Here is a 25620-nt window from a genome sequence, read left to right on the forward strand (position 1 = left end):
GTTACCCATATAAGCCGAGCCGTCATGCCGAAGGGGGAGAAGATGGCGGCCGGGCCCAACGTTCTATGGTACGGGAATCTGTCCTCGAGAGGCATAAGGCCTGGGTTGGACAACGAGATCGAGCTTTTGGAGAGGTTGGGCAGGCCCCAGGACCATGTAAGGTTCATACACGTCGCGGGAACCGACGGGAAAGGGTCCGTGTGTGCGATGATCGAGTCCATACTCGTGAGGTCGGGGATGACCGTGGGCTCGTTCATATCTCCGGAGATCTCCAGGGTCAACGAGTGCATAAGGCTCTGCGGCAACGAGATCGACGATGCAGACCTGGAGCAGATACTCGGGGATGTCCGCGTGCATGCGGACGCGATGGCCCGGGAGGGCAGGGAGTGCACGAGCTTCGAGGTCCTGACCGCCGCCGCGCTCCTGTTCTTCAAGACCGTCTCGACCGAGATCGCCGTCATGGAGGTGGGCATGGGGGGCCGTCTGGACGCCACGAACGTGATAGTGCCGGACGTGACCGTGATCAACAACATCGGCATGGAGCACACCAGGTTCCTGGGCGACACCATCGAGAGCATAGCCATGGAGAAGGCGGGCATCATGAAGCCCGGCGTCCCGTGCGTCACCCTGAACGATGACGAGGTCTTCGTGCATCTTCTGAGGCATTCGGAGGAGGTCGGCTGTCCTATGCTGAGGGTGGACCCCTCCGAGATCTCCGTGGTCTCGAGCAACATCAACTCGGTGGAGATAGGCTATCGCGGGTTCGCATACACGGTCGGGATACCAGGAAGGCATCAGGCCAGGAACGCGGTGCTGGCCATAGAGGCGGTGAGGCTCCTCGGGGATTACCGCGACCGCATCGAGCCGTACGTATTCGACGGACTGGAGGAGGTCAGCTGGCCGTGCAGGATGCAGAAGCTCCTGGCACACCCCATCGTGGTGGACGTGACCCACACGTCGGGGGGAGCCGTGTGCCTCGCAAGGGACGTGTCCGAGCTGTACGGGAAGGTGGTGCTGGTCTTCGGGATGCTGTCGGACAAGGACGTCGATGCCGTCTCGCGGGCCCTCGCGCCCATCTGCTCCAAGGTCTTCGCGACGCAGCCCGACTCCCCGAGGGCAATGTCCGCGGATCTGGTGGCGGAGACCATGGGCAAGTATCATGAGGTCGACGGGACATACCGTTCGTTGACCGAGGCCATGGGCGCCGCGATGGACGCCAGGGGGGACGAGGTGATCCTCGTGACCGGTTCGTTCCGCATGGCGGAGGGGGTTCTGAAATGGATAGCAAGATCGTCCCGATTCTCGACATACTCTCAAAGGAATACCTGGGCGGAGCATATCCGGGGCGCAATTCGGAGGGATTGAACCCGGAGTGGCCGGCGGACCCGTTCCATGTGCTGATAGCGACGATACTCTCGCAGCGCACCAGGGACGACAACACGCGCAAGGCATCCGACAACCTGTTCAGGGAGTACAACTCGATAGAGGAGATCGCGGAGGCCGACCCGTCCGTCGTGGCGGAGCTCGTGCGTCCCGCCGGGTTCCCGAAGCAGAAGGGTGCCGCCATCGTCGAGTGCTGCAAGGTCCTGCGGGACGAGTTCGGGTGCTGCGTGCCGAGCGACACGGAGGAGCTGACCTCTCTGCCGATGGTGGGCCGCAAGACCGCGGCCTGTGTCCGCTCGTACGCCATGGGCATCCCGTCCGTGTGCGTGGACACGCACGTCCACCGGATTTCGAACCTGATGGGACTCGTCAGCACTAGGAACCCGGAGGAGACGGAGTACGCCCTGATGGCGATCACCCCCGAGGACAGGTGGAACGACATCAACCGCTATCTGGTCCGTCACGGTCAGGTCGCTTGCCTCCCGAACCATCCCCACTGCGAACGGTGCAAGGTCACCCGGTACTGCAAGTACTACGAGGAACACGGTCCGGGGAAGACGGGCGAGAACCGATTGGTTATAAGCCAGACGGCGGATACCCGTCCCGATGCACGAGGTTTCTGTCGTCACGAGTATCGTCGATGCCGTCATCGACGAGCTGTCCAAGTACAATCTGGAGAAGGTTAATTCCGTCACCATCATGGTCGGGGCTCTGACGAACCTTGGCGACGAGCAGATGCAGTTCGCGTATGAGATCGTCACCCGCGGAACGGTCCTCGAGGGATCGGAGCTCGTGATAGAGCACGTCCCGGTCGAGGTCAGATGCGAGTCGTGCGGATACTGGGGGCCGGTCAGCATGCTCACCGACCCGGATTACGAGACACACTCCGTCCCGATCCTGTCCTGTCCTGAGTGCAAGGGGGACATCAAGGTCGTCAAGGGCATGGAGTGCACGGTCAAGTGCATGGATATCGAGGAGGTCGAATGATGTTCAAGTACAGGGACGAGGCAACAGCCAAGAAGATTCTGGAGCACATCGGTGCCATGGACGTCGACGTCCGTCTCATGCACATCTGCGGCACCCATCAGGACACGATCGTCAGGTTCGGCCTGGAGGAGATGCTGAACGATGTCGGCGTGCAGATCGCCCAGGGGCCCGGATGCCCCGTCTGCGTGACCACCAGCAACGAGATCGCGGACGCCATCACCCTCGCCAGGAACGGCGTGACCGTCACCGCGTTCGGGGACATGATGCGCGTGCCCACGACGATCGGCTCCCTGTTCTCGGCCAAGGCGGACGGTGCCGATGTCCGTATAGTGTACTCCATAGACGATGCGGTCCAGATGGCCCGCGACCAGCCCGACAGGGACCTGGTGTTCGTCGGGGTGGGGTTCGAGACCACCGCCCCGTCGACGTGCGTGCCGCTCCATGGGGACGACTGTCCGGAGAACTTCAGCGTCTATAGCTGTCACAGGATCTGCCCCCCGATCATCGAGACCCTGTTCGACCTCGGGGAGAACCGCATAGACGGGTTCATCATGCCCGGCCACGTCGCGGTCATCACCGGTACCGCCATGTTCGAGCCCGTGTCCGAGCAGCACCATGTCCCGCAGGTCATAGCGGGCTTCGAGCCCCTGGACATGCTGATGTCCATCTACATGCTCTGCAAGCAGATCAAGGAGGGTCGCGCAGAGGTGGAGAACGAGTACACCCGTCTCGTACGTCCCGAGGGGAACCCCGCGGCCATGAGGCTCATGGAGGAGACGTTCACCCCGGTGGACCGCGCATGGCGCGGGTTCCCGGTCATAAAGAAGAGCGCATTGGCCCTCAGGCCCGAGTTCGAGAGCCATGACGCCACGAAGGTCCACGAGGACATCCTCAGTACGACCCCCGAGGTCGAGGCCGAGGCGCACGGATGCAAGTGCGGGGACGTGCTGAGGGGGATAATCAAGTCCGAGCAGTGCCCCATGTTCGGGAAGGTGTGCAAGCCCATGAACCCCATGGGACCGTGCATGGTGTCCGCCGAGGGGAACTGTTCGATCGCATACCGTCTCGGATCCAAGAGGCTCTGACATGTCCGGAAGCGTGTACACGGAGATGAGGATGGGCAAGAGGATCCTCATAGTGACGAACGATTCCACCGTATTCCTGGAGAAGGGGAGGCTGGCGACCCCATGGGAGATGTTCGGCGGGCGCGTAACGGAGGTCAAGAACCTCGTGAAGCGCCTCGACACCGCCACGAAGGAGGACGGCAGCAAGCTGTGCGACGTCTCGTTCGGGGTCATAACGACTCAGTTCGGGTTCGTCCCGGGGAACTACCAGATCACCGACTACCCGAACGTGATGTCCAACCGTGCCGAGTACGAGGCGGCGGACGAGGCCCGCAACTTCATCGAGCAGACCGCGTTCCTGATGAGGCCGTTCGACAAGGTGGTCCTGTGCGTCCCCAACGACATGTTCGCCATGTTCCTCGAGAAGGCCGAGATCCCCGACGGGAGGCTCATCGCGGTCACGTCGGAGAGGTTCAGGGACGAGTGCGAGAGGCGCGGATGGTCCTGGTTGGAGCGCAGGGGCGCCCGTGTCGGCAACGAGAACGCGGACGAGATAGAGAGGCAGATCAGGCTTCTCTGCGCTTGAGCCCTTTCACCAACATGCGGTCCCCGTCGGTCACACGGCGGGACTCGCATATCTTCTGTATCGACTTGTTGTGGGTCCAGGTCTCCACGCGGCCCGATTCCAGCAGGGACACCACCGGCTCCGGGCATCTGACGTAGATCGTCGACACCGCCCAGGCGCTCCCCATCCTGTAATAGTAGCCGGGATGGTCATGCGTGGCTATGTCCTCGAGGAGCTTCTTCGAATGTCCCGCATCCTTGAACAGGCTGAACCTCGCCACTACGGAGACCCTCATCCTGAACTCGTCATCCGAGTCGATCAGCGATGAGAAGTAGGTCCAGGCACGGTCGGCATCCGCTTTCTTGAATTTCCACGAGACGCAGAATATGTCGCAGGTGGCCCAATTGTCCACGATGTGCAGGAACCCATCGGTCAGGGCGATCCTCTCCTCGATTTCCATGGGAGCGGTCGCGATCACGAGTCCGTGCAGGACCTCCTCCTCGAAGCACTCCGGCTCTATGTCCAGGAATGCCTTCCAATCGTCCTTGACTATCCTCTTCGCGATCTCCCTGATCGTGGGTATGCGGACGCCTATGACGTCGCCCTTCCCCGGGTTCAGCTTGGACGAGAACTCTGCCAGCTTCGGCTCGGCATGCGAGTGCAGTTCGGCGATGTAATCCGTCATCTCCTCTCGCACTCCATGTCCAGGAGCCTCCTCTTCAGGGACACCCCTCCCGCATATCTCCCTATGCCCGTCATCGGTACGACGCGATGGCACGGGATTATCAGAGGGACCGGGTTCTCGGCGCATGCGGTCCCGACCGCACGGTATGCCCTGGGGCTTCCCACCGATACGGCTATGTCGCTGTAGTGGCGGGTCTCCCCGAAAGGTATCTCCGAGATCGCCTCCAGGACGGCCATCCTGAATCCGGTGCCCTCGATCGACAGCGGAAGGTCGAAGTGCGTCCTTCTCCCGGAGAGGTATTCGTTGACCTGTGCCTCCGCTTCCACGAGTATGTCCGAGTCGCGCTCGTCCATAGGGGGGAGGTTCTGATTGGGCAGAAAGACCCCTGTTATGTTGCCCTCCCCGTCCTCGGTAACGCTGACGCTGCCGATGATCGTGATGAAAGAGTGGATGCAGGGATCTCTCATGTGGATGGGATGACTCCTCGCTGTATTTGTCACTGCCGTTGCGCGGACACATGCAGTGCCAGCAGATGGACCTATGCCGGACGCAAAGATGATTTCGTTGTGTGCCATCTCATTTGCATGATCATCTGTGCCAGTCGCCGCACCGACATCCCGGCGTTCCATTCCAGATGGATGATGAATCGTCTGCGCGACGGGCATTGCCTGGTGAGGAATCCGGTGTCCCGCACAACGCTGCATCGCATAGACCTCACCCGCAGGAACGTGGACTGCATACAGTTCATGACCAAGGACCCGAGACCGATGGTCCCGTACCTGGGGGAACTGGGTGCGATGGGCCACATGTACGTCTTCCAGGTTACCATCACACCCTATGGCAGGGACCTGGAGCCAGGGGTCCCGTTCAAGGCGGACATAAACGACTCGTGCATCGGGATAGCCGACCGCATCGGGAGGGACAGGATGGTGTGGAGGTACGATCCCGTCCTGTTCACCAGGACCATAGGCATGGAATACCATGCCCGGAAGTTCGACATGATGTGCAGGGAGGCGTCCGAGTGGACCGACCGCTGCGTGTTCAGTTTCGTGGACGTCTATGGGAAGCTGTTGTCCAGGGCCGGCATGTTCCGCGCATTGGATGAGTCCGAGCGGGACCGCTTCTGCAGGATGGCCTCCAGGACGGCGGAGGAGTACGGGCTCACACTGAGCTGCTGCTGTTCCAAGACGGACCTGTCGGCCTATGGGATCGAGCCGAGGGGATGCATGGACACGGCCATGATGCGCTCTCTGAACATACCCTATGAGACACAAGGTGTTCCGATCCGGGACGGTTGCAGATGCGTCCGCTCCCTGGACATCGGGGACTACGATACGTGCGGTCACGACTGTGTGTACTGCTATGCGAACCATTCGGACCCGAAGGACCGTCGTGCGAGGCTGTACTGTGAGGATTCCGAGCTGCTCCGGGGTGTGGTGATGCCCAGGGACCGCATAGTGGATACGCGCGGACGCGACTGCACGCGTCTCGATGAGTTCTAATACCGTATCGCTCTCCGTGCAACATGGACGTCGTCGCGGTATTCCTCATAGCGATCGGTCTTGCGATGGATGCCTTCGCGGTCGCCATCTGCAAGGGGTTGGCGATGGGGAAGCCCACCGTGAGGTCCATGCTGGTCATCGGTCTGTGGTTCGGAGTGTTCCAGGGGCTGATGCCGGTCATCGGTTATCTCCTCGGGGATGCGCTGTACGACACGATCTCCGACTTCGACCATTGGATAGCGTTCATACTCCTGGCGGTAATAGGTGTCAACATGATCCGCGAGGGCCTTTCCGGCGAGGAGGAGGGGATAGATGCCAGCACCGGGTTCAGGACGATGCTCGTACTCGCCGTTGCGACCAGCATCGATGCCCTCGCGGTCGGTATAACCCTTGCGATGACAGAGGGGTCGATCTACTCGTCCGCGCTGATCATCGGCGTGGTGACGTTCCTGATAAGCGTGCTGGGTGTCAGGATCGGGAGTGTCTTCGGGGACAGGTTCGGCTCCAAGGCCGAGATCGCGGGAGGCCTGATCCTCATAGCCATCGGATGCAAGATCCTGTTCGAGCACCTCGGGTTCATCTGAGGTCGGAGGACGCACCCCAATGCGGATCATTCCGTCTTGGCGACAGGTTCCTCTTCGGGCCCGTCTATCAGAAGATATCTGTCCACGTACGCGTGGATGGTCTCGTCGTGTCCGGCGACGTCTATGGCGTCCTTCTTCAGGATCTTGCTGAGTATGCCCTTCTTCGGCTCCACCATCGCCTCCAGCATGGGTTCGAGGCTCTCCTTGAGGGATTTGTCGTCCCAGCGGTCGAAGACCCTGATCCTGTCCTCCTCGGACATCCTGGAGACGTGCTCGTCCAGGCAGATGCGGATGAGGTCGTACACGTGGGGGATCTCGTTGTCGTCCTCTTCGAACGTCTCCGCCTTGTATCCCACGTGGTCGAGGTATTCCGCGATGATGCGGGACAGGCACGTGCAGTCGCGGTGGTACGCGACGACCCTTTTGAAGATCTTGGGTATGATGTCCTTCAGGATGTTCACGTCGTCGATGTCCGGTTCCGTGACATGCTTGAGGCAGTCGCGGTACACGGTGTAGTAGAAGAATGCCTTGCAGGACATCCCGGTCGACGCATCGGTCTCCTCGCAGAGCTTGTCGATGTATCCGAGAACGTTGAACTCGACAAACTCCCTCTCCTTCAGGAGGATCATGTCGAAGACGGCCTTGCTCATCAGGCAGACATAGGCGTCGAGGTTCACATCGTTGGAGAGCATCTCGAGCCCTTTCTTCCAATCGGTGAACGCTTTCCCGTCCTCTCCGATCTGCGCATAGACGTATCCTCTCATGAAGAGGCTGTCGTGGTCGCAGCAGTCCGTGGAGTCGACGAGGTCGCCTGCGATGTCCATCGCCTTTTTTTCGTTCCCATCGGCGAGGGATTCGAAGATGCCGTTGAAGCGGTCCTCTATCTCGCTGGGGCGTATGAACGCCCGTACGTCCGCGCGGTCGGTGTAGACGAACTTTCCGCAGCTGCTACAAACGTATTTCCTGGAGTCGATGGGATCGACAGCCCTGCCGCAGTACGGGCAGGACATGGGAACGAAATCCATGTAGGTCGGATTCAGCTATGGCTATAATATGGTTGCTTATTTTTCCTGACTGGGGGGTCGTAGGATTTCACGTCCCACGTTTATTATTACGGGTGTCTGGCATCATGGCAGATATGGACATTTTCTGATATACGGATCGTGACAACATCAGTTTTCTGTTTTATAGTTCTGACAATGACTAATCTGTGCCAGTATACGGGAGGGGGGTATATTTCTGATACATGATATATATTGTATGTGTCTGTGCAATTGGATGAATTATCCAACTATTGAAATATCAGTACTGGAATTGTTAATCCGGCAAGTGAAGAGCGCCCAGTCAGGTGTTCGGAAGCTTCAAAGGTGAAAAAATGCACATAATGGAAGGGTTCCTTAGTCCGGAATGGTGTGTGGTGTGGTTCATCATCGCCATCCCGTGCGTAATATTGGGAGCCAAGAAAATCATCGATCTGGTCCGTCAGCACCCAGAGCAGAAGATGACCGTCGCCCTTGCGGGAGCGTTCATCTTCCTTTTGTCCTCGCTGAAGCTCCCGTCCGTGACGGGTTCCAGCTCTCACCCCACCGGAACAGGCTTCTCTGCCGTCCTGTACGGGGTATGCGCCACCTCGTTCCTCGCGACGATCGTCCTGATATTCCAGGCACTTCTGCTCGCACACGGAGGACTCACTACACTCGGAGCGAACATATTCTCCATGGGTATCGCAGGCCCCTTCATAGCGGTCCTGCTCTGGTCCGTCCTCAGGGGGGCCAACGTGGGCGTTCCCGCCAGTCTCTTCTGCGCGGCGCTCATCGCCAACCTGTTCACATACGTAATCACCGCATTCCAGATGGCCATCGACCACGGAGCGTCCGTCGACGCCTTCGTCAACTTCCTGTCCAACTATGCGGTCACTCAGATCCCGCTCGCAATCATCGAAGGAATCCTTTTCTTCATGTTCGCCACTTACCTCATGAACAACAAGCCCGAGATCTTCGACATCGCCCAGGACATGGGAGCGCCCAAGATCGGAAAGAAGAAGGAGGATTCATCCGCATGAAGAAGAATACTATGGTTTACATCGGAGGGTTCGCGATCATCGCGGTCATGGTCATAGTGACCCTCGCATACGGCACGGGTGCAGGATTCGAGTTCGGCGGAGCCGACGATGCCGCGGAAGGCGTCGTGGGAGAGCAGGACCCGGACTACGAGCCCTGGACCTCCGGCATCTGGGGAGACTACGAGCTCCCCGGTGAGACCGAGAGTCTCCTGTTCGCACTGCAGGCAGCCATCGGCGCCGTGATCATCGGATATTTCATAGGAAGGTACACTCGTCAGAAGGAGGCAGCGAATTCCAACGCCACGGAAGTGACCGCTGCCGATAAGACGGAATGAGTGGGTCCCGATGTCCGAGCAGACTCAGATGGACGCGCTCGCGTACAGCTCTCGGATGCTCGGTTGGGCACCCCTAGGGAAACTTCTTCTGGTGATAGTGGTACTGGTCATCAACATCGTGACCGATTCGATGCTGGTACCATTCGTCACCTTGGCCATCGGCCTCGGGCTGATGGCCTACTCAACCAATTTCAAAATCCCTTTCATTATAGCCCTCGCCATAGCGGAGGCATTTGTGATCCTCGTGTTCGGATGCGGCATGATCTCCGTCTCCGGCAGTTCCGGGGAGGTCATCTGGGACACGGACTTCCTGTGGATGCATTTCCATATGACCGTGGACAGCTTCAACGAGGCATGGCTCATCCTCTTCAGGGGGGTCGCGGGCATATCCGTGATGCTCGCCTTCGCGACATCCACCCCCATCCCGCACATCTCGCTGGCCCTGAGGCAGATCCATCTGCCCGTGGAGGTCTCGGAGATCGTCGTCCTGATCTACCGCTACGCGTTCCTCCTGCTCGAGAGGATGGAGGCGATGTGGAATGCCGCGCACAGCAGGATGGGATTCAACGGGGTCCGCACCAAGATAAACACGGTGGCGTCCATCGCGGTCGGGATATTCGTCCAGTCGACGAACCTATCGGACAAGGCGCAGGTCGCCCTGGACTGCAGGAACTACAGGGGATACTTCCCGGTCTACAAGGAGCCCGCCAAGGTCGGGCTGAAATGGATCGTCGCAATCGCCATCCTCGCGGCCGCGATCTACGTGTTCGGGCATTACACGGAGGGCCTGATCGACATGGCATCTCTCCTGGGGGTGGCCTGATGTCCATCCTGGAGACCCATGAGATCAGCTACAGGTACAATTCCCGTCAGGAGCGTCCTTCAGTCAAGGAGGTGTCCATATCCATAGGGGAGGGCAGGCGCACCGCGATCCTCGGAGCCAACGGTGCCGGGAAGTCCACCCTGTTCTACCATTTCAACGGGGTGTTCAAGCCCCAGTCCGGGGAGGTCCTGTACAGGGGCGTTCCCTTGGACTATTCGAAGGACGCGCTCAGGGAGCTCCGTTCGGAGGTCTGCGTGGTCGTCCAGAACCCGGACGAGCAGATATTCTCGTCCACCGTGGAGGAGGACGTCGCGTTCGGACCCCTGAACCTCGGACTCTCCAGGGACGAGGTCGAGGAACGCATAACCGATGCCCTGGACATGGTCGGGATGACGGCATTCCGCTCCCGTCCGTCCACGCAGCTCTCGTACGGGCAGAGGAAGAGGGTGTCCCTGGCGGGCGCCCTCGCGGTGAACCCGAAGGTGATGATCCTCGACGAGCCCACCGCCGGACTGGACCCCCAGATGTCCCAGGAGGTCATGGAGCTGATAGATCAGCTGTGCTTCACCGGCACCAGTGTCATAGTCTCAACCCACGATGTCGACCTGGCCTACGCCTGGGCGGACGACGTCGATGTGCTGAGGCTCGGGAGGCTGGTCTACTCGGGGATGCCGGAGGGATTCTTCAGGGACCCGGTGCAGACCGCGTTCGCGGGACTGTGCAGACCCCACTCCTTCTCGTTGAACTCGTACATGATGCAGATACGCGGGCAGGACGAGATCCCCTACCCTAAGACCAACAGCCAGCTCCTCGCCCGGATGATGTCCGGGAGCGTCGAGCCCGGGGTCGTCAGGATCGTCCCGGTCGCGGAGGGGTCGGTCCCTTCGAAGGCCGACGGTCAGACATCGGGGGCGTACGGGTTCGCCGCGAAGAAGGCGATGAGGGATTCGGAGATCAATCCGGACTACGTCTTCGACGCGGTGGAGATGTGCATGATCGATGCCGTCAAGGGCATAGACACGGTGCTGTACTGCGATGCGTCCATCGCGGAGCCTGTGGCGGAGCGCGTCAGGAGTCTCGGCACGTACGGCATAAGCCCGAAGGTGATACTTTGACGGAGCCCATCCTGGAGACCAGGTCGGTGGTCTTCTATTACGACAACAACACCAAGCCATCCCTGAACGGGGTGTCGCTCACCATAAAGAAGGGCGTGAAGACCGCGATCCTCGGAGCCAACGGCGCCGGGAAGTCCACGCTGTTCTATCAGCTGAACGGCGTCTGCAGGCCCTCCAAGGGAGAGGTCCTCTATCGCGGCGAGAGCATGTCATACAGGAAGAAGGCGCTCAAGGCCCTCCGCTCCAATGTCGCGGTCGTCCTCCAGAATCCGGACGACCAGATATTCGGTCAGACGGTCATTGCCGATGCCTCCTACGGACCCAAGAACATGGGGCTTCCCAAGGAGGAGGTCGACGAGAGGGCGCGCATCGCCCTGGAGCAGGTGGGTCTCTGGGAGCTCAGGGACAGGAACTCGCTCCAGCTGTCCTACGGGCAGAGGAAGAGGCTGTCCCTCGCCGGCGCACTCGCCATGGGTCCGGACATACTGATCCTCGACGAGCCCACCGCCGGGCTGGATCCGCAGATGGCCCTGGAGGTCATGGAGCTCGCTGAACAGCTCCATCACAGCGGTACCGACATCGTGATCTCGACGCACGATGTGGATCTGGCATACATGTGGGCGGATGAGATCCACGTGCTCAGGGGAGGGGAGAAGGTGTACTCCGGGGAGCAGGAGGGGTTCTATTCCGATCCGCTCCTGACCTATTCCGCGGGACTCCTCCAGCCTTCCATGTTCCAGATAAACCAGACCGTCTCGCAGATGCGCGGGAAGGACCCCAGGCCGTATCCGCAGACGGAGCCGGAGCTCATCGCCAAAGCGGTGGACGGGAAGAGGGGCAACCTCACGGTCCTCCCGATGTCCGAGCACGTCGACCGCGACCTGGTGGAGGAGCTCAACAAGGAGGTCGACTCCGTGGGGATATTCGGGTCCGTCACGCGCAGGGCGACGACCGCCAACGGATTCCCCGTGGACTTCATATTCGGAGGGTTCGAATCATGCATGTCCCGTGTCCTGGTCGGGGAGGACTCCCTGCTGATATGCGACCCGGACTGCATAGACCTGGTGAAGCTGAAGATCTGGAAGATGTCGGACTTCGGGGAGCCCATAGACTACACGATCCTGTCCGAATAATCGTTCATTGAGTGCTTACCTATGATAGCAGATAGATTATCGGCATATTCCATGATATTCACAAAGTCAGGTTCGAGATTTAAAAGGGAGAGGGGATGAAGTAAAAAGGCGGTTAGTGACCGCCCTGTTTATCACTTAGTTTTTGTCTCGGATTCACGGAATTTCGAGGTCATGTCGGATAAAGAGGACATGCCTTCATTCCATGAGGGTACGCTTTTGGAATCATATATGTCAATGCTGCCACCCTGATATTCCCCTTCGCCTGCACGTTCCTCCATATCCGATTCGATATCCAGATAGACATTCTGCAGGAATCCCAATGTCTCGTCATCCGTCTCCCAAAGTCCTCTGGAGTGTGCCTCGAGGAGACGTCTGGACATCTCTTCCAGAGCGTAAGGGTTGTTTTCCTGGAAGAATCCTAGCATTTCCTCATCCTTGAGGAACGATTCCACGATCTCATCGAATAGCCAACCATCCACTTCGTGCGTAGTGGCTTGCCATCCGAACAGACGGGTCACGCGTTTGGCAACCTCATTGGCACCTTTGTATCCGTGCTCTTTCATGGCGGAGATCCACTCCGGATTCAGTGTCTTGGTCCTCATGACTCTACGGAATTCTTCGGCGAGAGTCCCGATCGTCAGTTCGCGCGGATCCCTGGTGTCTCCGTAGTATGATTTCACGTCTTTCCCAGACAGGTAACGTGATGCAGAGACCATTCCACCTATATTGCTGAAATGACAGCTGCATGATAGTATGTCTGTCTCGTCTGATACTGTACGATCGAAGACGATGTCGTTCCTGGAAAGAACTGTTGCGAATTGTTTGTACATCGGCTGTCCGTTCCTCTTCCCACCGTAGCCATGCCCCTTGACTCTGACAAAGATGTCTGCCAGATCCTTATCTTCCTTCCATGCACTGGCAAAAACTGCCAGATTTACCCCAGATGTGTATGTTCCCGGAGGTGCACCGAACATGCGCGTGTTCGCCTTTTCGGGAGTCATACCTGATTTCATCGATTCCATGCTGTGTTTACGTATGAAGTTCATGTCATCGGGTTCATCCAATCCTGCTACCTCGTTGACCACCTCATCGATGAAGTCGATGACGTTCATCATGTTGTCCCTGAGGATACATGAGACGTTGATTGAGATGTCTATCCTGGGCCGGCCCAATTCCTCTAATGGGATGATGTGGAAACTCTTGACCCTTCCGTCCGGTTCCCAGATAGGTTCGGCACCGAGCAGGGACATGATTTCCGACATGGTCTCTCCTCCCGTGGATATCAGCTCACCCATGGTCCAGAACAGGCCGATGCTCTCGGGCATCTTGCCTTCCTCATCCAGATATTTGTCAATCGTCTCTCTGGCAATCCTGCAACCTACCGTCCAAGCTGTTTTGGATGGGACCGAATAGGGATCCATGGCGTAGAAATTGCGTCCGGTAGGCATGATGTCATATCTTCCACGGGTTATGTATCCTGATGGTCCTGGACATATGTACCCTCCATTATAACCGTTCAATAGGGAACCAATTTCATCGGAATTATCGATACGGGAGTTCACATCATGGATCATGTCCACGTATTTGGAGAATGATTCGACCTGTTCTGGTGTGGCTGAGATTCCGATATCTGCGAGGGATTCCTCCACGGACAGTCCTGCCAGGATGCATCCTACGAAATCGCGGGTATTCTTCCCTATCGTCTCTATCAATTCTCCATATGATTTGCCCGATTCCTCATCGATGCGCCCTTGATCTCTGTAAAGTTCACTCAGATCGAAGCCCATGATGTCCGAGATGCAATCACGGATGGAATCGTGTTCCTCACCATATCTGACGATGGAGTTCACGGCCTCTGTCCTGTTCGGGCCCGTCGGCATCCTGCCGAATATGTGCATTCCTTTGTTCATTTGAGAATTGCGAAGTCTTGATAGGGCCTCGTGACATATGCGGACGCACTCTTGAAGCTCCGTGTCATCCGTCAATCCTATATCGTCCATATTTGCTTCATGGACCTTGTCGAGGATCTTCTTCCTCAGTTCCTCCGAATGGGTCGGGTCGTTCCTTGCCGTCGAGTATTCGGAGAGAAGACCATCCAGCTCCGCGAACGGACCGTAAAGGTTCACGCCGGTCATCAGATGCTGCATATGGTCTATCAAGGTGGCATATGACCTGCGTTTGGCCACCAGCCCTTCTGACGGGTTGTCCGAGTTGTAGATGTATACATGGGGAACATTGCGCATGCATATGTCTGGATAACAATCCTGTGTCATGCCGATGCCCATTCCGGGAGTCCACTCCATGCTTCCGTGTGTGCCTGTGTGCATCACCACATCCGCACCCCATACATCTTCATAGTAGTGGTATGTGGCTAGATACTGGTGTGTTGGCGGGCACGCAGGATCGTGGAGGATCTTGCAGACCTGTCCGTCGCAACGTGTGCCGAAACAACCGCGTTTTGGCTGAACCGCGACGATGACGTTGCCGAATGATATGCCTGTGATCAGGATCTTGCCGTCGAGGACCATCCCCTCTCCTGGAGGCACGCCCCATGTGGAGACGATATCGTCCTGTGTTCTTTTCGACAGGGTGGAGAAGTACTGGTTGTATTCGTCCAGGTCCATCTCGTGGATGACGCCTCCATGTTTCTTCATTTCGACAGAGGTGGTCCATCTGAATTCGGATAATGCTTTGGAGTCGAGTATGCGTGTGATCAGGTCTTTCCCGTCTTCGGGTGGCTCAACATGGTATCCTTCTGCTCTCAACCTCTTCATGATGTCTGCCACGCTCTCCAAACTGTCCAGGCCGGCTGCGTTACCAACGTTGGCTTCCACACCGTTGCACGGGAAGTTGTTTAGAAGGATCAGGACCCTTCTCTCCGACCTGGGCTTGTGGCGCAACTTTATGATGTTGTGTATGCGTCTGGCGAACATCTCGCGACGATCGGGGAAGGATGTCCTGACATTGTCCTTGTCCCTGGAATGCCCGACGTCCGAACCGATGACGATCGGTTCGATTATTCCCTCGAACTCCGGGAAAGCCACCTGCCATGTTATGTCGGATGTCAGACCTATGCTCTGTCTCCATTCCTCTTCCGACATACGGGCCATGACCACCGGCTGGAAGATCGGTACATTGAGATCTTTGAGAAGGTTCAGCGAGTCTGGGTCTTGTGGGTCGGAGGTCATGCTGCTTCCGATGAAACCGGTGGAGAGCTTGATCATTGCATCCACGATGGCCGTCCCATCACGTGTGAAGAATCTCCTTATGACCTCGCCATGGCTCATGGCTCCGAACTCCTCCTTCTTGGAGAACGACACGAATGACAGCAGAGGATTCAATCCCAGTTCCTCTAGGTCGGAGCACAGCTCCCTTTCCAATGAAAGGCCATCCATGAGGTATGTGGGCCTCGATGCTATGATCCCCACGAACGGTCTGTTGGGATCGATGCCTGTCCCTTCGACATAGGATTCCGTGCTGTCATATACGATCCCGGATGTCGGGTCTAAGATCCCTTGCCACGGGATGTTCTCTGGAGGGAGAGGTTCTCCGCATTTCCATCCCAGCCCCTTCTCCAATGCATCGAACATGCGTATGAAGTTCTCATCCCCGCCTTCTTGCATGTATCTGTAGAGGTCTATCGCCAGACTATGATCGACAGAGGTCATGGCCCACATGGTCGGATCGACCCCGAAGCTCACGATTCTCATGGAGTTCTTTATCGGCAGGATGCGGTCTTCGAGGTCCGCACCAAACTGTGTGTTCTGTCTATATATCACGACGGCATCGCACTCTTTCATCTTGGCGACCACGTCATCGACGAATTCCCCCGTCCTATCGTCAGTGCTTTGTTGGACGATCTCCAAAACCACACCTAATCTATCACGTATGCGCTCCAGTATAGGCGTGTGGCTCTTCCAGAGGATAGTCATAACCTTCTTTCTGTCATTCATCTGATCACACTCCAAGGAAAAATCGGATTATCATTCGAAAGCGTTCATGGCCATTTTGACCGAAGTTGACAAGTTCTTGGCATCCAGATCCTCCAGCTGTATGTATGTGGCATCCAGCATCGAGGCCAAGGTCATCGCTTTGCCGAAACGGACAAGTCCAATTTCGGTATCGACCACGATGGTGCGGATGCCTGCCTCTGCGATCGCTTCCGCCATGTCCTTCAGGGCAGTGTCCAGGTTCGTGCACCCTTCCGGTTTGACATTGCCTCTGCCGTCCGTAAGTATCACCATAACCGGCTCCAATCCGGATCTTGCCTCCCTGCTGAGGATCCTGTATCCTTCCTGGATGCCTGCATACAGGGGGGTTTTCCCCCCGACCGGGAGCTCTTCCATGGTGCGATATGCTGTCAGAATGCTACGGGTCGGTTGTAGGATCTCTTCGGCAGATTCGCCTTTGAATATGACAAGGCCCACCAGATTCCTACGTTTGTACGCATCATCCAACATCGACAGTATGGCACCTTTGACAGCAACCATCCTGCTTTGGGCACCCATGGATCCGGATCCGTCTACGACAAAGAGAACCGTCGTCCCCTTGTGTTTGATCCTGACCTTGTCACGAAGGTCATTCCTTTCGAGAGCTATCGTCACCATGGAGTGATCCCTCGTCCTTTGGTAGGGGGCGGCCGCGTGTATGCTCGGAACGAGTGCTATATCGCGGACCTTCCCACGTGGTATCATGTATCCGATCGTTCTGCCAGATCCGTCTTTGGATAAGGAGGAGTCCTGTCTTCCCGATCTGCGGTTGCGATTGTTCCTGTTCTCTGGCGGTATGTAGTCTTTGACGTCGAACTTCTCGCCTACTTCGAACACAGTGTCTCCAGATGGGCCCGGATGGTTCTCATCATGTTCAGTATCGTCCGGTTCGGAAGGACGCTCGCGATCCGGTTGCGATTGCCCTTGATCCTCCTGATTCGGCTTTTCAGGATCGTCCACCTCTGATTCGTCAGGTTCGATGTCGTTCTCCTCATCCACCGGTGGGGGTGGAATTTCACGTCTGCGGTGTTGTAGACACATGATCACACCGCATTTCAGATCGTCCTGCGTAGTTTTCGGATGTCCTTCCAGCGCTGCGGATGCCCTAGCGACATTCATGGTGGCGATGTCGCCACGATGCCCTTCCACGAACATCTCCCTGCTGATCTCTGAGATCATGGTCGGCAGTCCCTCGGGTATTTCGATCTTTTCGCATTCTGCACATCTTATCTTGGAAATGAGGTCGGAGGTCTGTTCGGAGAATGATGATATGAATCCTCCGGGATCTTTCTCGAAGTGCAGGGATCTGAGGATCACCTCGCGTCTGTCTTCGGGAAACACAATCGGATCCATATCGACACAGATGTCGAATTTGTCCATGAGCACTTCATCCAGGGTCTCTTCTGCAGGGTCCATGGTGCCTATCAGGAGGGTATCGAAGCAGCGGTTCACTGACACTCCCGACATTTCTCCGACGGCTTTGCCCTCCAGGACCGCGTTCAGAAGTGTGTGGAGGACCTCCTTAGATTGAAGGTTGATGTTGTCGGCAATCAGGATGTTCCCATTCGCACGTTCCAGCAGGGAGTCTGAGACCCTCTTTTTTCCGGTGGAGATCGCAACTTCTATGTCCATGGATCCGAACAGATCCTCCACGGCTATCCCTGGTGGCATCTCGACCACCCTTCTGTCCCCAGAGATATGCTCGATCCCTCTGGCGATCACGGATTTTCCGGAGCCTACAGGTCCGCGTATGAGGATGGTATGTATGTCCGGTGAGATCAGACCTATGGCAAGTGCCTTGAGTATGCGGTCACCGTTCACAACGGCCACTGGTGGAAAGAGGTGCCTCATAGGGTTTCCGCCGTGGCTTCCATCCATCTTTTCAATTCCATCGTATCGAGGGTGGAATCCTGGAAAGGATTGCGCCTCATACGATGCGGGAGCACCAATCCCGATACATGGATCACGTCGTATGGTGTGACCTGATCCCTTCCTTGCCAGGCTGCGTATGTGCAAGCGGCTTTGACCATGGTCAGGTCGGCACGGTGCCCATCGACACCGAGGTGGAGGGATACCTTGACTGCCATGTCGATGGTCCTGTCATCCGGTTCGATTGTGTCCATTATGGCTCTGGCTTCGATTATCCTTTTCTTGATCTCCGTGTTCTGATCCGCATAACTTGAGCAGAATCCATCGGAGTCCTTTTCGAAGGCCAAACGTCTGCGGATGATCTCTGCCCGCTTCCTATCATCGTATTCACCTTTGATGTCGACCATCAGGCCGAATCTGTCAAGAAGTTGCGGGCGCAGGTCCCCTTCTTCGGGGTTCATGGTCCCGATCAGGATGAACCTGGCAGGATGGGAGTAGGACACGCTCTCCCTCTCGATGAAGTTCATGCCCATGGCTGCAGAATCCAGCAGGAGGTCCACGATGTGGTCGTCAAGCAGGTTTATCTCATCGACATACAGGATGTTGCCATTGGCCTTGGCAAGGACCCCAGGTTCGAATTTCTTCTTGCCGGTACTTATCGCATGTTCGATATCCAATGTCCCCGCTACGCGGTCCTCGGTGGAGCTAAGGGGCAGTTCAACCACCTGCATCGCGCGGATGTCCATCTCCAGACCTCCAGATGTTCTGCGTTCCATGCAGTCTGGACACAGGGATTCCCATCTGCCCCATTGGCATCCGCACGCGCATCCTTTGACAACCTCTCTTTCAGGAAGCAATGCAGCCAGTGCTCTGACGGCGGTTGATTTCGCAGTGCCCTTTTCACCTCTTATGAGCACTCCTCCGATCGAGGGGTTGATTGTGTTCAGGATAAGTCCTTCCTTCATCTCGTCCTGTCCGACTATTGCAGCGAACGGGTATGTTTTCCTTGCAGTCATCAATCATCACCTTCGTTAAACGGTCTCATAGGTAGAATGAAGCGGCCCTTGTCAGTCTGGACGATCTGGGATTCAACGCCATAGACCTCTTTGATGCTCTCTTCGGTTATGACATCCTCAGGGGTTCCGAAAGAATGGATCCTCTTGTTCTTGATCATCAGGACTTTGTCCGAGTAGTTCAGGGCCAGGTTTATGTCATGCAGGGCGATTATCATGCCTGCATTGACGTTGTGTACCAGATCGTTCATGGTGATCATGGTGTTCATCTGATGTTTGAGGTCTAATGCGCTGGTCGGTTCATCGAATATGAAGAACGAGGGGCATTGTGCCAAGGACCTGGCAAGAAAGACCCTCTGTCTCTGTCCTCCAGAGAGATCGGACACGTTTTGGTCGGAGTACTTGTCTACACGCATGCGTTCCATCGATTCTATGGCGATGTCGATGTCCTTGTCACGATAGGACCAGCTGACATACGGTCTGCGTCCAAGAAGGACGGTATCCATGACGGTCGTGAAGACTCCTGACGTGGTGGATTGAGGTACGTATGATACGATTTTGGCTAGATCCGTCACATCGATCTCCTCGATGGGCGTACCATCGAAGGATATGGATCCGGACTTCGGGTCGGCTATTCCGCATATCGCCTTGATGAGCGTGGATTTTCCAGAACCGTTGGGTCCCAGCAAGGCCAGGACTTCGCCACTCTCCGCACTGAAAGTGATATCGTCCAAGACGATATTGTCCCCATAGCCTTGGACGAGATTCTTCACTTCTATCTTCAAATCTCGTAGCCTCCTCTCATCTTCTTTATGAGGAACATGAAGAACATCCCTCCAAGGACGTACATGATGATCCCTACAGGCAGATCGGATGGAGCCACTATGACTCTGGCCACCGTATCGCATAATACTAGGATCAATGCGCCCATCAGCGCCGAGACGGGAATCAGGTAGCGATGATCATTCCCGATCAGCATACGGACGATATGGGGTGCCATCAGGCCTATGAAGCCGATTATCCCGGTGAATGCCATGCAGGCCGATGTCATTAATGCGGAGATTATCAGGATGCGTCTTCTCAGGGATTGGACGTTCACGCCTAGATTCTTGGCGACATCATCGCCACTGGACAAAGCATTCAGGTCCACCGCATATGTCTCCAGCAGTATGATGCCCAGGATGGCTATGGGTAGGACGATGATTACCGCGCTCCATGAGGACCCCCACATCCCTCCGAGAAGCCAGAGTGTGATGTCCTTGAGTGCTTCCTCGTCGGATATGTATTTGAGATATGACAGGACCGCAGAGAACAGATATCCTATCACTACTCCTGTCAGGATCAATGTGGATTGGCTGACCTGACGGCGGCCTGTCAGGGACAGCAGTATGACCACACTGACCAATCCGAATACGAACGCGGTCATTACCATGAACAGCGAGCTGACCCCGACGACTTCTCCGAAGAACGATATGTTGGAATAATATAGGGAACCGAGTATCGTCGGTCCCAGAATTATCCCCACTCCCGCACCACAGGATGCTGCCGATGACAATCCCAGTGTGAACGGGTCTGCCAGAGGATTCTTCATGATGCCCTGCATCGACGCTCCCGCAACCGCGAGACACATTCCGGTTAGAATGCCCAGTAGCACACGGGGCATACGATAGTCCACTATGATGTTCGTGTAGTATGGAAAGTCTGGTTGTGCTATATGATCGGGGAATATCGGGTGGAAGATCACTCTGAACGTGTTGATGAAATCGACGTTGACGCCACCAATTCCCAGCACGGCGATGGATGCCACTGCAAGAGTGATTGTCAGGGATAGGATCAGGATGATCTTCCTGCGGGTGGAATTCAGGTATTTCCCGCGGGCGGTATTATCCACGCCTTTCCCTCTTAGGATGTCAAGAAAACTGTGCAGATGGTTTGCCATCAGGTCACTTCCGATAGGGAACGAAGGAGGGGGAGGGGACCCCCTTCCTCCTCAGTTTTTGTAGACCAGCTTATTGTTGAAGTCGGTTCCCGCAATCGAATTGTATTCGTCAATGATGTCTGCCACATCAAGGTCCGCATAGTTCGAATCTATAAGGGATAGCATGAACACTGCACCGACGACGCTGCGGATACCTCCGAAGATGTCGTTGGATACCGAATATACCTCGCCACTCTTCACGGCGGATATCTGATCCCATCCGGATCTCGAACAGACAGAATCCCTGTATGATTCGAGATATTCCTCATTCCAATTCGCATTGTATTCAACAATCAGAATGATTTCGGGGTCTGTTGGTATGACTGTGTCGGCAGACCAGTATTGATATTTGCCCTCTGTTACGACATTATTGCCTCCGATGAGCTCCAGGTTCGCGCCCATCGTGGATTCGGGTCCGCAAAGAGTTAGTTTGCTCTTCGATGCAGATTCAATCAAGAATCTGGTATCGTCCACATTCTTCGCAGAGGTTGCGATGTCGTAGTATTTGTTGAACCAATCTAGAATCTTCTGGGCTTTGTCCTCCATTCCGAGGATCTTGCCAAGAATCTCGACATCTGTTTGTACTTCTGAGGATTTCGATGCACCGATCTCCAAAACAGGGATGTCTGAATTGTATGCATTGTCATTGTCGTAGGTGCTGTACGTGATGATGACGTCAGGTTGAAGTTTGATGACAGTATCGAATCCTTCAGAGGGAGCGTTTGCTCCGAGGTTCGTTGCGTTTGAGTAGTATGGTTTATAGTTTGTATCATTGGCGATTGTTTTGGATACACCCACCACTTTGTCTGTGGCACCCATGAGTATGACGGCTTCTGCTATGTATTTGCTATATATGACCATCTTTTCTACAGGTTCGTCAAAAGTCACTGTTTTTCCGTTGGCGGTCACGGTGATCGGACCATCTTCCTCGGGTTCATCAGAATTCCATAGGAGTCCTGCAGCTATACCCACTACCAACAATATCGCTACCGCAGATATTGCTACAATCTTATTATCCATGAGTCTATCCTCTTAGTTGGATTAATAATCCAACATCTATATAACGTATATGGATTAATAATCCAACTTAGTTTTAGGTATAAATTTCAAAGAGAAGTTATGATTATGCAATTTTTAGTGATTGATTCTTTTACATATCAGACTATTTGGTATCTTGATATTATGAATGAGTGATTTTAGATACACATCTGTCTGTTTGATGCATACATTTTTTGTATAGGTATACAGCCGTAGCTCTTTGCAGTGTTATAAGTCGCTGATATGTGTTGAAGTGCGGGTCTTGTTTACTTACCGTTATGTGCGTATCGATATTCATGATAATGGTCATCTGATTCGGCCATTGTTAACGCAACGGTTTTCTGAGATATTTCATCGTTATGTGTAGTATTACAAATTTAAAATCAGTGTTACTCAATTCTCTGGATCGCGCTATCACAGTCTGCTGACACGATCTCGGGGATGTCCCCGAACATGGCGACCTTGTTCCCGCAACATGAGAGGCATCCCTTCACTCCGGGGATGGAGCCTATGCTCTCCACCGCATCCTGCAGGCGGTCCTCGTCCGAGACGAGGTTCCCCAGCCTCGTGGCGCAGCAGTCCGCGAGGACCACGTCGTCGGAGAACACGGTGCTGATGCTGCTCATCCCCAGGGACACGGACGGGCCGACGGTCCTGGATGAGGAGCACACTCCGGTGATATCATCGGATCCCATCAGGAACGCCATGTCCCTGAGGACCGGGTGGTCCGCGAATATGCCTACTGGGACCGGGTCCTCGGAATAAAGCGCGATGTCGCCCCCGTTCTCCACGACGGCCATGGAGGAGCCTTTCCTCCGGAGCTCGCTGGCTATGTGGAACGCCACCGCCCCTGCGACCCCTGCCATGGGTCCCACGCACGATGCGACCGATGCGGAGCACATCATGGATATCAGCTCATGGTCCCCGTCGCACGGGGCGTACGGGTCGTAGGTGATGCCGAAGAAAGGGTCCTCGGAGATCTTCGACTCTATGATGCCCCTTGCCCTGAAAGCCGCATCCTCGGCCACGTCACGGAAGCCATCGTCGCATACGATGGTGAGGACTGTCTCCCTGTATTGGAATCTGAATCTCACAGTTCCAGCTGGATCGCCTTGACGGAGCAGGCGTTGATGCAGGCCCCGCAGGCGATGCATGTGTTCGTCTTGAGTCTCACGGCCATAGTGTCCGGCTCGTGGTAGATGGACTTGGTGGGGCACAGTGACACGCAGGCTCCGCAGTTCCAGCATCTGTCGTAGTCATGGGTGATGTGCCCGCTGAGCTCCCTGACGCTGAACCCGGACTCCTCGATGTAGGCCATGCCTTCCGCGATGTCGTCCTCCTCGCCGATGACGCTGAGGAGCATGAACCCGCTCCCGTCCCCCTCTATGTCCGCCCTCAGGACGTTGGGCCTGAGGTTGAAGCGGGACACGAGGGTGTACGTGACCGACTCCAGGACGTTGTTCTCGTCGAAGTCTATTCTGAATCTGGCCTCCATCTCACTCACCCCTCTCCTCGAGTCCCTTTACCCTTCCCTCGCGCGGCAGCATCGTGCTCGGACGGTTCAGGAGGAACTCGCCCTTCTCGATCCAGTCCTTCAGCTGGTCGGCGACCTTCCTGGCGCCGCACAGCGATGACATCGACGATGTCCTGAGCTTCTTGCCCTGGTACTCGATGCTTCCGGAGCGCAGCTCCTCGTAGCTGTAGCGCTGCATGCAGGTCCTTCCGCTGGGGAGGCTGTAGTCCTGCATCTCCGCGAAGATCTGGTCGTCGGTGATCGAGCAGCGCTGTATGACATCCTCGTTCAGGACGGGTATGGGTACCCCGATGCCTATGGCCAGCGATATCCCGTATCCGGTGATGTCCAGGCCCCTGACGTATCTGGGGTCCATCTGTTTCATGTCGCCGCAGACCGCGAGCGTCCTGGAGCCCTTCACGGGGACCCCGTTGACCTCCTCCGCGGCGGTGTTGAACTGGGTGCCCTGCCACGAGACGTATCCCTCACCGCCGCCCAGGAAGATCCTGGTGCCGATGCCAATGGTGTCGAGGTGGGGGTCGTTCAGGAGGGGGGACAGGGCGCCGGCGGAGCTGTACGTGGCGTTCTTCATCCTCGGGAGCAGCTTCCCCATGTACGTGTATATGGTGCGGTCGGAGGTGTTCGTCGCGATGCTGTAGTTCTGATAGAGGTTGCGGGGGTTGTACAGGTATGCCTCGTTGATGTCGTCGATCGTGACATAGGTATCGATCTTCTTCCTCACGTAGCAGTCCGTGCCGGGGCCGGTGGCGACCAGATGGATCCTCTTCCTGGCGATCAGGTCCTCGATGACATGGGCCCCCCCGTATCCCGTGCCGGGAGGGTCGACGAGCGCGGTGGCACCGATGTACGTGTCCACGGCCGCCAGGCCCCCGTACGCCTCGACGTTGTTGAGCCTGATGTTGGTCATCCTTATGGGCGGGTCCGCATGTCCGAGGTTCAGGAACGCTCCGGAGGAGCACATGGCCCCGAACGTCCCGGTGGTGACGACGTCCACCTCTTCCGCGGCCTTCGCCGCGCCCTTCTTCCTGACTACGTCCACGACCTCCTCGGCGGTCATGACCACCGCTTTGCCGGAACGTATCCTCTCGTTGATCTCTTCGTAAGTCTTGCTCAAACCGCTCGCCCCGCCTTCGTTGCCCGCAATGCGCGGGAGTGTCACTATTCCTTCATATATAGAATCTGTCGCGGTATAGAGCCAGTGTCGGACTTCTGGGCATCACGGAGACCGCATCAGGCGCATGAGGCCGTTGAAGCAGATGTCCTCGAAGTCCCCGGTTATGCAGTGTCCGGCGAGGGATGCCGCCTCTCTCTGCATCTCCGTGGGGTGGGTCATCGGGTACAGGCCGTGCATGAACGTGAACATCAGGCTGATCAGCAGGGCGCGTTCGTCGTCATCGTATCCGAAGGATCTCTCCAGGACATCGTCCAGCGTGTGGATCGACCTGCCTATGGCGATCTTGAGCCCTACGACCTTCTCCAGCCTGGAGTTCATCTCGATGGTGTACAGGTGTCTGGAGAAGAACTCCAGCATGCGCAGGTGACCGGAGAGGGAATCCGTGAGGAACCTGCAGAACTCCTCCTTCGACATGGATCCGTGCCCATCGAACCCGGACCTCAGCTCGGCGTCCCATTCGTCGAAATCCGTCTTTATCAGGTCCAGGAGGATCTCCTCTTTGGTGTCGTAGTAGTTGTATATGGTCGGACGGGAGAGGGACGTGCGCTCGGCTATTGCCTTCAGGTTGACCGCATCCAGTCCCCCCTCGGAGTACAGGCTGCCGCATGCGGAGACTATCTCCTTCTCCCTCATGGCGACCTGCTCGTCCGTGCGCGCCCTCTTGAACCCTGTCATCATGAGGACATGCGCATAGGTCGGATATATCGATGCTGACCTGATGTCAGCTAATAATTGACACAGTGTCAGAAATATTTATATCCGATAATAATTTACACAGTGTCAACTA

Annotated in this window: 25 protein-coding genes; 12 read left to right on the plus strand and 13 right to left on the minus strand. The window is 56.3% G+C overall.

Annotated elements, in window-relative coordinates; translation table 11 throughout:
• The first annotated feature begins 24 nt into the window (after nucleotides 1-24).
• From V5D86_RS00680 to V5D86_RS00700, 5 genes are read left to right on the plus strand one after another with little or no spacing between them, the layout of a single operon-like run.
• Complete coding sequence (locus V5D86_RS00680; protein ID WP_414594773.1) at nucleotides 25-1365, plus strand: bifunctional folylpolyglutamate synthase/dihydrofolate synthase; 1341 nt, start codon at nucleotides 25-27, stop codon at nucleotides 1363-1365.
• Nucleotides 1278-2069, plus strand: coding sequence for an endonuclease III domain-containing protein (locus V5D86_RS00685; protein WP_414594774.1), 792 nt, complete (start codon nucleotides 1278-1280; stop codon nucleotides 2067-2069). The genes V5D86_RS00680 and V5D86_RS00685 overlap by 88 nt, the downstream gene beginning before the upstream one ends.
• Nucleotides 1990-2370, plus strand: a complete 381-nt coding sequence (hypA, locus tag V5D86_RS00690; RefSeq protein ID WP_414594775.1) for a hydrogenase maturation nickel metallochaperone HypA — start codon at nucleotides 1990-1992, stop codon at nucleotides 2368-2370. Before V5D86_RS00685 ends, hypA begins: the two co-directional genes overlap by 80 nt.
• Complete coding sequence (gene hypD, locus V5D86_RS00695; protein WP_414594776.1) at nucleotides 2370-3455, plus strand: hydrogenase formation protein HypD; 1086 nt, start codon at nucleotides 2370-2372, stop codon at nucleotides 3453-3455. The genes hypA and hypD overlap by 1 nt, the downstream gene beginning before the upstream one ends.
• 1 nt (nucleotide 3456) lies before the next feature.
• Entirely contained in the window at nucleotides 3457-4020 is a 564-nt protein-coding gene (locus tag V5D86_RS00700) for a hypothetical protein (RefSeq protein ID WP_414594777.1), read from the plus strand.
• Here the strand turns inward: V5D86_RS00700 and V5D86_RS00705 are convergent.
• Both V5D86_RS00705 and V5D86_RS00710 read right to left on the minus strand, forming a co-directional pair.
• Entirely contained in the window at nucleotides 4001-4684 is a 684-nt protein-coding gene (locus V5D86_RS00705; protein WP_414594778.1) for a DNA alkylation repair protein, read from the minus strand. The genes V5D86_RS00700 and V5D86_RS00705 overlap by 20 nt on opposite strands.
• Nucleotides 4681-5151 (minus strand): methylated-DNA--[protein]-cysteine S-methyltransferase, encoded by a 471-nt coding sequence (locus V5D86_RS00710; protein ID WP_414594779.1) that lies wholly within the window; start codon nucleotides 5149-5151, stop codon nucleotides 4681-4683. The genes V5D86_RS00705 and V5D86_RS00710 overlap by 4 nt, the downstream gene beginning before the upstream one ends.
• A 117-nt stretch (nucleotides 5152-5268) precedes the next feature.
• On the opposite strand from V5D86_RS00710, the gene V5D86_RS00715 reads away from it, so the two are divergent.
• Nucleotides 5269-6186: a DUF1848 domain-containing protein gene (locus V5D86_RS00715; protein WP_414594780.1), complete on the plus strand. Its 918-nt coding sequence runs from the start codon at nucleotides 5269-5271 to the stop codon at nucleotides 6184-6186.
• Nucleotides 6187-6209: 23 nt separating this feature from the next.
• Nucleotides 6210-6770 (plus strand): manganese efflux pump MntP family protein, encoded by a 561-nt coding sequence (locus V5D86_RS00720; RefSeq protein ID WP_414594781.1) that lies wholly within the window; start codon nucleotides 6210-6212, stop codon nucleotides 6768-6770.
• A gap of 26 nt (nucleotides 6771-6796) precedes the next feature.
• Here the strand turns inward: V5D86_RS00720 and V5D86_RS00725 are convergent, their stop codons facing one another.
• A complete protein-coding gene (locus V5D86_RS00725) occupies nucleotides 6797-7795 on the minus strand; it encodes a hypothetical protein (RefSeq protein WP_414594782.1) in 999 nt (332 codons plus the stop codon).
• Between the two features lie 350 nt (nucleotides 7796-8145).
• Between V5D86_RS00725 and V5D86_RS00730 the strand changes: the two genes are divergently transcribed.
• From V5D86_RS00730 to V5D86_RS00750, 5 genes are read left to right on the plus strand one after another with little or no spacing between them, the layout of a single operon-like run.
• Nucleotides 8146-8832 carry an energy-coupling factor ABC transporter permease gene (locus V5D86_RS00730; protein ID WP_414594783.1) on the plus strand — a complete coding sequence of 229 codons (687 nt, stop codon included), beginning with the start codon at nucleotides 8146-8148 and terminating at the stop codon, nucleotides 8830-8832.
• Nucleotides 8829-9167, plus strand: a complete 339-nt coding sequence (locus V5D86_RS00735; protein ID WP_414594784.1) for an energy-coupling factor ABC transporter substrate-binding protein — start codon at nucleotides 8829-8831, stop codon at nucleotides 9165-9167. The genes V5D86_RS00730 and V5D86_RS00735 overlap by 4 nt, the downstream gene beginning before the upstream one ends.
• Before the next feature lie 10 nt (nucleotides 9168-9177).
• A complete protein-coding gene (locus V5D86_RS00740; RefSeq protein ID WP_414594785.1) occupies nucleotides 9178-9990 on the plus strand; it encodes an energy-coupling factor transporter transmembrane component T family protein in 813 nt (270 codons plus the stop codon).
• Nucleotides 9990-11105, plus strand: a complete 1116-nt coding sequence (locus tag V5D86_RS00745) for an energy-coupling factor ABC transporter ATP-binding protein (RefSeq protein WP_414594786.1) — start codon at nucleotides 9990-9992, stop codon at nucleotides 11103-11105. Before V5D86_RS00740 ends, V5D86_RS00745 begins: the two co-directional genes overlap by 1 nt.
• A complete protein-coding gene (locus V5D86_RS00750; RefSeq protein WP_414594787.1) occupies nucleotides 11102-12238 on the plus strand; it encodes an energy-coupling factor ABC transporter ATP-binding protein in 1137 nt (378 codons plus the stop codon). The genes V5D86_RS00745 and V5D86_RS00750 overlap by 4 nt, the downstream gene beginning before the upstream one ends.
• A gap of 131 nt (nucleotides 12239-12369) precedes the next feature.
• Here V5D86_RS00750 and V5D86_RS00755 read toward each other — a convergent pair whose 3' ends face one another.
• The 10 genes from V5D86_RS00755 to V5D86_RS00800 form a co-directional block, all read right to left on the minus strand.
• The gene (locus V5D86_RS00755; RefSeq protein WP_414594788.1) at nucleotides 12370-16191 is read right to left on the minus strand and encodes a cobaltochelatase subunit CobN; all 3822 of its coding nucleotides are present in this window, start codon (nucleotides 16189-16191) and stop codon (nucleotides 12370-12372) included.
• Between the two features lie 30 nt (nucleotides 16192-16221).
• Nucleotides 16222-18105: a VWA domain-containing protein gene (locus V5D86_RS00760; RefSeq protein WP_414594789.1), complete on the minus strand. Its 1884-nt coding sequence runs from the start codon at nucleotides 18103-18105 to the stop codon at nucleotides 16222-16224.
• Nucleotides 18075-19112 (minus strand): ATP-binding protein, encoded by a 1038-nt coding sequence (locus V5D86_RS00765; RefSeq protein WP_414594790.1) that lies wholly within the window; start codon nucleotides 19110-19112, stop codon nucleotides 18075-18077. The genes V5D86_RS00760 and V5D86_RS00765 overlap by 31 nt, the downstream gene beginning before the upstream one ends.
• Nucleotides 19112-19894: an ABC transporter ATP-binding protein gene (locus tag V5D86_RS00770; protein ID WP_414594791.1), complete on the minus strand. Its 783-nt coding sequence runs from the start codon at nucleotides 19892-19894 to the stop codon at nucleotides 19112-19114. The genes V5D86_RS00765 and V5D86_RS00770 overlap by 1 nt, the downstream gene beginning before the upstream one ends.
• Nucleotides 19891-21000: a FecCD family ABC transporter permease gene (locus tag V5D86_RS00775; RefSeq protein ID WP_414594792.1), complete on the minus strand. Its 1110-nt coding sequence runs from the start codon at nucleotides 20998-21000 to the stop codon at nucleotides 19891-19893. Before V5D86_RS00775 ends, V5D86_RS00770 begins: the two co-directional genes overlap by 4 nt.
• Nucleotides 21001-21099: 99 nt before the next feature.
• The gene (locus tag V5D86_RS00780; protein ID WP_414594793.1) at nucleotides 21100-22107 is read right to left on the minus strand and encodes an ABC transporter substrate-binding protein; all 1008 of its coding nucleotides are present in this window, start codon (nucleotides 22105-22107) and stop codon (nucleotides 21100-21102) included.
• Between the two features lie 407 nt (nucleotides 22108-22514).
• Nucleotides 22515-23219, minus strand: a complete 705-nt coding sequence (locus V5D86_RS00785; protein ID WP_414594794.1) for a UPF0280 family protein — start codon at nucleotides 23217-23219, stop codon at nucleotides 22515-22517.
• On the minus strand, nucleotides 23216-23620 hold the full coding sequence (locus V5D86_RS00790; RefSeq protein ID WP_414594795.1) for a 4Fe-4S binding protein: 405 nt from the start codon (nucleotides 23618-23620) through the stop codon (nucleotides 23216-23218). The genes V5D86_RS00785 and V5D86_RS00790 overlap by 4 nt, the downstream gene beginning before the upstream one ends.
• Before the next feature lies 1 nt (nucleotide 23621).
• Complete coding sequence (locus V5D86_RS00795; protein WP_414594796.1) at nucleotides 23622-24773, minus strand: homocysteine biosynthesis protein; 1152 nt, start codon at nucleotides 24771-24773, stop codon at nucleotides 23622-23624.
• A gap of 102 nt (nucleotides 24774-24875) precedes the next feature.
• Entirely contained in the window at nucleotides 24876-25508 is a 633-nt protein-coding gene (locus V5D86_RS00800) for a TetR family transcriptional regulator (protein WP_414594797.1), read from the minus strand.
• Between the last annotated feature and the right edge of the window lie 112 nt (nucleotides 25509-25620).

Source organism: Candidatus Methanoprimaticola sp. MG2 (genome assembly GCF_047501175.1).
Taxonomy (GTDB): domain Archaea; phylum Thermoplasmatota; class Thermoplasmata; order Methanomassiliicoccales; family Methanomethylophilaceae; genus Methanoprimaticola.

What these genes read in the sequence shown, in the direction of transcription:
- V5D86_RS00680 (WP_414594773.1), top strand. Translation starts at nt 25, where the DNA reads ATGCCGAAGGGGGAGAAGATGGCGGCCGGGCCCAACGTTCTATGGTAC.
- V5D86_RS00685 (WP_414594774.1), top strand. Translation starts at nt 1,278, where the DNA reads ATGGATAGCAAGATCGTCCCGATTCTCGACATACTCTCAAAGGAATAC.
- hypA (WP_414594775.1), top strand. Translation starts at nt 1,990, where the DNA reads ATGCACGAGGTTTCTGTCGTCACGAGTATCGTCGATGCCGTCATCGAC.
- hypD (WP_414594776.1), top strand. Translation starts at nt 2,370, where the DNA reads ATGTTCAAGTACAGGGACGAGGCAACAGCCAAGAAGATTCTGGAGCAC.
- V5D86_RS00700 (WP_414594777.1), top strand. Translation starts at nt 3,457, where the DNA reads ATGTCCGGAAGCGTGTACACGGAGATGAGGATGGGCAAGAGGATCCTC.
- V5D86_RS00705 (WP_414594778.1), bottom strand. Translation starts at nt 4,684, where the DNA reads ATGACGGATTACATCGCCGAACTGCACTCGCATGCCGAGCCGAAGCTG.
- V5D86_RS00710 (WP_414594779.1), bottom strand. Translation starts at nt 5,151, where the DNA reads ATGAGAGATCCCTGCATCCACTCTTTCATCACGATCATCGGCAGCGTC.
- V5D86_RS00715 (WP_414594780.1), top strand. Translation starts at nt 5,269, where the DNA reads ATGATCATCTGTGCCAGTCGCCGCACCGACATCCCGGCGTTCCATTCC.
- V5D86_RS00720 (WP_414594781.1), top strand. Translation starts at nt 6,210, where the DNA reads ATGGACGTCGTCGCGGTATTCCTCATAGCGATCGGTCTTGCGATGGAT.
- V5D86_RS00725 (WP_414594782.1), bottom strand. Translation starts at nt 7,795, where the DNA reads ATGGATTTCGTTCCCATGTCCTGCCCGTACTGCGGCAGGGCTGTCGAT.
- V5D86_RS00730 (WP_414594783.1), top strand. Translation starts at nt 8,146, where the DNA reads ATGCACATAATGGAAGGGTTCCTTAGTCCGGAATGGTGTGTGGTGTGG.
- V5D86_RS00735 (WP_414594784.1), top strand. Translation starts at nt 8,829, where the DNA reads ATGAAGAAGAATACTATGGTTTACATCGGAGGGTTCGCGATCATCGCG.
- V5D86_RS00740 (WP_414594785.1), top strand. Translation starts at nt 9,178, where the DNA reads ATGTCCGAGCAGACTCAGATGGACGCGCTCGCGTACAGCTCTCGGATG.
- V5D86_RS00745 (WP_414594786.1), top strand. Translation starts at nt 9,990, where the DNA reads ATGTCCATCCTGGAGACCCATGAGATCAGCTACAGGTACAATTCCCGT.
- V5D86_RS00755 (WP_414594788.1), bottom strand. Translation starts at nt 16,191, where the DNA reads ATGAATGACAGAAAGAAGGTTATGACTATCCTCTGGAAGAGCCACACG.
- V5D86_RS00760 (WP_414594789.1), bottom strand. Translation starts at nt 18,105, where the DNA reads ATGGATGGAAGCCACGGCGGAAACCCTATGAGGCACCTCTTTCCACCA.
- V5D86_RS00765 (WP_414594790.1), bottom strand. Translation starts at nt 19,112, where the DNA reads ATGACTGCAAGGAAAACATACCCGTTCGCTGCAATAGTCGGACAGGAC.
- V5D86_RS00780 (WP_414594793.1), bottom strand. Translation starts at nt 22,107, where the DNA reads ATGGATAATAAGATTGTAGCAATATCTGCGGTAGCGATATTGTTGGTA.
- V5D86_RS00790 (WP_414594795.1), bottom strand. Translation starts at nt 23,620, where the DNA reads ATGGAGGCCAGATTCAGAATAGACTTCGACGAGAACAACGTCCTGGAG.
- V5D86_RS00800 (WP_414594797.1), bottom strand. Translation starts at nt 25,508, where the DNA reads ATGACAGGGTTCAAGAGGGCGCGCACGGACGAGCAGGTCGCCATGAGG.